Source organism: Mucilaginibacter sp. P4_G9 (assembly GCF_056400985.1).
This window is the reverse complement of record NZ_JBFUKF010000321.1, coordinates 1-5,770: the sequence shown is the minus strand read 5'-3', so window position 1 is coordinate 5,770 and position 5,770 is coordinate 1. Positions and strand designations below refer to the sequence as shown.

At 41.6% G+C, this 5,770-nt stretch carries 6 protein-coding genes; all 6 read right to left on the bottom strand.

Going from position 1 to position 5,770, the window contains the following annotated elements; translation table 11 throughout:
• Nucleotides 1-63: 63 nt before the first annotated feature.
• Entirely contained in the window at nt 64-1,989 is a 1,926-nt protein-coding gene (locus AC1DPZ_RS20680; RefSeq protein ID WP_477406955.1) for a M56 family metallopeptidase, read from the bottom strand.
• 6 nt (nt 1,990-1,995) lie between these two features.
• On the bottom strand, nt 1,996-2,373 hold the full coding sequence (locus tag AC1DPZ_RS20675) for a BlaI/MecI/CopY family transcriptional regulator (RefSeq protein ID WP_477406953.1): 378 nt from the start codon (nt 2,371-2,373) through the stop codon (nt 1,996-1,998).
• A gap of 348 nt (nt 2,374-2,721) precedes the next feature.
• Nucleotides 2,722-3,612 (bottom strand): type IX secretion system protein PorD, encoded by an 891-nt coding sequence (porD, locus tag AC1DPZ_RS20670; RefSeq protein WP_477406951.1) that lies wholly within the window; start codon nt 3,610-3,612, stop codon nt 2,722-2,724.
• Nucleotides 3,609-4,811, bottom strand: a complete 1,203-nt coding sequence (gene coaBC / locus AC1DPZ_RS20665; protein ID WP_477406949.1) for a bifunctional phosphopantothenoylcysteine decarboxylase/phosphopantothenate--cysteine ligase CoaBC — start codon at nt 4,809-4,811, stop codon at nt 3,609-3,611. The genes porD and coaBC overlap by 4 nt, the downstream gene beginning before the upstream one ends.
• Nucleotides 4,812-4,921: 110 nt before the next feature.
• The gene (locus AC1DPZ_RS20660) at nt 4,922-5,254 is read right to left on the bottom strand and encodes a DNA-directed RNA polymerase subunit omega (RefSeq protein ID WP_295714930.1); all 333 of its coding nucleotides are present in this window, start codon (nt 5,252-5,254) and stop codon (nt 4,922-4,924) included.
• Nucleotides 5,255-5,265: 11 nt separating this feature from the next.
• Nucleotides 5,266-5,770: outer membrane protein assembly factor BamD (locus AC1DPZ_RS20655; protein ID WP_477406947.1), on the bottom strand; the 505-nt coding region annotated here is incomplete at its 5' end.

The window sequence follows — 5,770 nt, the reverse complement described above, 5'->3', positions numbered from 1 at the left end:
ATTATTGCTAAGTTATTTAGTTAAATATATTGGGATATTTTAAATGTACCAGTTAACATTCAGTTAGTTTTCTTCACTTGCAGCGTCAGCCGCTTTACGCGCGTCAGCCATGCGTTTTTTAAAATCGGGACTACTGGTATATTCTCTTAGTTTTTTGCTGGCTTGCTGCAACCGTGCCTTTGCCTGTTTAACTTCAGCATTATCCTGGTAAGACCGCATTTTTTCGCCAAGTTTTTTCATCTCTTGTTTTTGCTCTTCCATTGCGGGGTTATTGTATGCTTTTCTTAAGCTATCGCTCATCATCCGCAGTTCGTCACTTTTTTTCTTAAATTCAGGTGAATCAAAATGATTGCGCATTTTTTCTCCCATCTTTTTCAATTGTTCGGCTTGTTCTTTTATCTCGGGCGAAACTTTACTTTGCAATTCCTCCTGGTATTTTTTGTAATTCTCATCCTTGCTATCGTCATGATAATTGCCTTTAATGCCATATTTTTTCCTGAGTTCTTCATTCATTCGCTTAAACTCGGGGCTGTTGTAATATGCCCCAATTTTTTCGCCCATTTTACCCATTTGGTCACCCAGCTTACTGGTCTCACCGGTTTCGCCCCATTTTTTTTGAAAATCTTCGGCTATTTTTTCCTGGTCTTCCTGCATTCTTTTCAATTGCGGGCTATTGTAAAACTTTTCCATGGCCTCAGCTTTTTCTTCCATCAGTTTTTGCTGATCTCTAAACGCGGGGCTATCATAGAATTTGTCTATTTGTTGGGCATATTTGTCAACTTCGGCAGTCAGCCGGTTCAATTCGGCATCGTTAAAGTTGTTATATCGCTCTTCTGCAATCCGCTTGTTGCGTAATGCCGTTTTAGCAGCTACATTTTTTTTAGCTTTAGCAACCTTTTTGTGGGTAGTATCTGCAAGTAATTCTTTCAATACAGCCGGATAAGTTACCCGTACTTTTTTTATCGATATTTTACCATTGGCTATGGTAGGATTTAGCCAGGCAATACTGCTGATGCTTGCCGCTATTATTGCAACGGCCACTAAAAGATGGCGTATGTTGCCTATTGGTTTCTTTGTGTTCATGATACGTTCAATTCTGGTTAATAAATGATATTTTTTGCCGGTGGCGGCAAGGGCCAGTTGCAGTTTTACCTGCCTTGTTTGCTCCAGCTTTAATAGTGCATGCGCATACACCAAAGGCTGGGCGGTTGTTTGTACTACCAGGTCGTCGCATCGGTTTTCGCGTTCCTGGTTTATTATTCTGTTAATTAGTTGGGCAAAGGGATTAAAGAAAAGCAGTATACTTATAAACTGCTGTACCATGTTAAGCAGGTAATCGTTACGTTTTATGTGCGATAGCTCGTGCAGTAAAATGGCTTTTATTTCTTCGGTTGATAAATAGGTTGTTAATGAAATTGGCAAGACTATAATCGGACTAAAAAAACCGATCATACAGGGTACATCAACATACCGACTGATGTTTACGCTTACATAACGGCTAATTCGTAATTGTTCGCAAAGCGAATCAACATAATCCTGCAGCCTGTCGGCAGGTATCATGGTGTTTTTAATATGGTTCAACTTTTGCCAGTTGATGCCCATTCTTAGTATATTAAAAGCAAGCCCGATAAAGTAAACAGTAGATATATAGGGCAGATACCCTTCAATTACATAATTGTAATATGATGATGTAACAGCGTGGGTTGCAATAGTTAAGGGGAAAGTAAAATGTGGCAATAAAACCGGCGAGCTGGCTGCTGAAAAATCGATCCATATATGTGCATGCATCTGGCTCACAAAAGTGTAAGCAAACCATGCACTTATGGCAAGCATAGCCGCCATTGCAGCATTATGCTTTTTTATAGATGATAGCGATGGGGCGCAGGCGAATAATAAACGCAACGCAAACCAAACCAATAAACCCTGCCATAAAGAGTGGATAATAGTGATACCCAAAACCTGGCTTATATTATAGAATACACTTTCCATAACGTTTTATTTTTTATGCTGATCAAACTGGTTAAGAAAATTCTTAATAGCATCTATCTCGTCCTTAGACGCACGGTGCTGCCCAAGCGCCTGTATTACGAGGTCGGATGTGGAACCTTTAAATACAGTAGACAATATTTTATCCAAAGCGTTGCTTTGCGCCTGTTCCTGGCTAAATAAAGCTTTGTACAAATGAGTTTTTGACGAGGTATCGCGTTCCACCAAACCTTTGTCATGCATAATCTGCATCAGTTTTAAGGTTGTGGTGTAACCGGCATCTTTTGTTTTGGCTAATTCCTCGTGCACATCGCGTACGGTACATTGCCCCATTCTCCAGATCACCTGTAAAATTTCGAGCTCGCTTTCTGTTGGTTTTATATCCATTTTAGTGTTATACGAATTGMTTCGTACAAATATCTACGATAGATTTCGTATATGCAAGAGTTTTTAAAAAAATATTTTCTTGAAGGAGAGTTTGGTGGGTGGGTGCGGGGATCGGGGTGCGAGGTGCGGGGAAGGTTTCGTGTTAGGGATTGAAGCGGATACCGGCCTCGTGACTAATGCCTGTGCAGTATAAGCGCAAAGCGCGGGCCGCAGGCAACACCATTATCAAACCGGCAGACTGTGGGATTGCCGCACTCTTGAACCGGTTGATTTGGACATCGGCAGGGTCAAACGCAACACTTTAACGAAATATTTAAAAGTCTTAATTGTTGCCTTTTGATTCTTCTGCTACTTCAAAGTCTGGTACTTATTTCCGTTAGCGGGGTCTGTTTGCAACAACAAATTCATAGCCTGCGTCCGTTCCTGCGGATCGGCTTTGCTATATAGGGATACAAACTCATCACTCTTGGCTGTATAAAATATAAGCGGGAACATAGAGCCAACCCGCTGCCGGTTTATCTGCTGCAGGTTGGGCAATAACGAGGTGATAAGTTTACGGCCCTTATTGGCGTTATCGGCCATAATATCGAGGCCGTTGCGGTGATAATCATACATAAAATCCCGTAATGGCGCATAAAGTTTATTACTCAAATTCTCCGATAACCAGTAGCGGTTAATGTTGCCGTCAAAGGCTTTCCATCCTTTGTACGAGCCGGTTTGTGCATTGGCAACTACAGTTTGGGCGTTGGCAAAATAGGGAGTACCGCCATAGCGCGAAAAAGTATCATAATCTATCCCTACAATAATATATGCATAAAAAGCCATCACCGAACTTAGGTTACCCTGAAAGTTCTGATCGCTGTAATCAATAGTTTGCCCTTCATTATAGGTAAAATCAACCTCCCGGTCGTTAATGTTCAGCAAGGTTGAACTATATGACGAACCATATACAGGCCTGGACGACTGTACCTGCAATTCGGCACCAAATACACTTCCGCCATCCCAGCTGGTAATATTCAATACAAAGTTGCAGTCTATACGTTCCTGGGGCATTATTTGGTCTGCGCTCCATTTGCGGCCGTTCAAAAAGTCCTTCATGGCGGTTTCCAGCGTTTGGAAAATGCGTTTGTTACTTACCTGTATCTTTGGCGACAGCACCTGTACACGTGCGTTCAAATCCTGCGCTGTGGCGCGGAAAGTTAAGCAAGCTAATATTGTGTAAAGAAATAGTTGTTTCATCCGTTTATTAGTTGGGCAACTTTAAGGCAAATATCATGGGCAACGCCCTCTTTACTCTTCAATTCAAAAGTGGTTTTTTGCAGGTCGCGGTCAATAATGGTTATTTTGTTGGTATCATTTTTAAAACCGGCGCCGGCATCATTTAACGAGTTTAGCACAATAACATCCAGGTTCTTCTTTTGCAGCTTGGTTATCGCGTTTATTTCTTCATCGTTGGTTTCCAGTGCAAAACCTACCAGGATCTGCCATTCGGCTTTTTGTTCGCCCAAGGTTTTCAATATATCGGTAGTGGCTTTTAGTTCGATGTTAAGACTGGCATCCTTTTTTTTAATTTTTTGCTGCGCGATGCTTGCCGGGGTATAATCTGCAACGGCAGCACTCATAACACAGGCTTTAGCATCTTTATAATGAGCTAAACAGGCGTCCAGCATTTCAGCAGCCGAGGTAACATCAATCCGTTTTACCGCTTGCTGGCTGCTTACCTGTGCGGTTGGCCCGCTAATCAATATAACATCGGCACCCATTTTAGCCAGTTCATCCGCGATAGCGAAGCCCATTTTGCCTGATGAATGGTTGCCTATAAAGCGCACCGGGTCGATAGCCTCATAGGTTGGGCCTGCGGTAACCATAATTTTTTGATTAGCTAAAAGGAGTTTTTTTTTAACAGCCGACGATAAAAAGTCAATAATCTCTTCGGGTTCGGCCAGTCTGCCTTCGCCATAAAGTCCACTGGCCAGTTCGCCATTGCCCGGGGCTATTAAAATATTGCCAAATGATAGCAGCCTGTTCACATTTTGCTGGGTTGCCGTATGTAGCCACATATCCAGGTCCATAGCCGGGGCAAAGTACACCGGGCATTTGGCCGATAGGTAAACGGCTGTTAGTAAATTATCGCAAAAGCCATTGGCCATTTTTGCCAGGGTATTGGCAGTTGCAGGGGCAATGATGAGCATATCCGCCCAAAGGCCCAGCTCAACATGGTTATTCCATTCACCGGTTTCGGTTTTATAATAATCAACCAGTACCGGTTTTTTAGAGAGCGTTGAAAGTGTAAGCGGAGTTATAAAGCTGGTGGCATCTGGTGTCATCAATACCTGTACATTGGCACCGGCCTTTACCAGTAACCGCACCAGCAATGCCGATTTATAAGCAGCTATACTGCCGCAAACTCCCAGAATGATGTTTTTACCTTCAAGCATAAGCCCTGATTCCCTTTAGGAGAATGATTATAAAATTTAAAAATAAACAAAAAAACTCCCATATGGGAGTTTTTAATTCTTTAACTTTTGCTTCCCCTTTCGGGGTATTATTAAGCTTCTTTAGAAGGATTGCGGTAATAAACCTTATCGTCTAAAAACTCCTGAACAGCTACCAATGATGGTTTAGGCAGTTTTTCGTAGTATTTAGAGATCTCGATTTGCTCACGGTTTTCAAAAACCTCTTCCAGGTTATCGTTTGATGATGCAAACTCAGAAAGTTTCTGGTGTAACTCTTCTTTAATATTGTTTGATATCTGGTTCGCTCTTTTTGACATGATCACAAGCGACTCATATATGTTATTGGTTTTAACGTCCAGCTCGCGTAAATCGCGGGTTACAGTGCTGCTTGCTACTGCTGGTTTGTTGGTGTTATTTGCTGTCATATCTAATTTTTTTAATATGGTATTTTCTGATCCTGATTCTTTTCTGATGGTGGCTGTGTTTTAACGGTATCCTTTGCAGCCAGCTTTTTTGCCAGTTTGGTATTCGTTAATATTTCGGCTTCTACACGTTTAGCATTTACAATGCCAGCCTGGCTATCTTTTATTAAACCCTTAGCTTCGTTGCCGTATTTGCTTGCGGGGAATTTATCATTAAACTGCTGGGCATAAGTTATAGCCTGTTCAAAACGGTCTACTTGTTTGGTTTCAAAGCTATGATCGGCATACAGGTATTGTGCTTTTATGGTCAGGAATTCAATTTCCTCACCATATTTAGTATCCGGATAATCGCGAAGCACATTATTAAAAGCAATAACGGCCGATTGATAATCACTGATAGTTAAATATAWTTTAGCATTTTCATAGGCTTTCATTTCCAGTTTGTCGCGCAGGTTTTGTATTAACTTGCTTGCTTCGGTAACCCGGTCGCTTTTAGGATAAAGGTTAATAAACAACTGC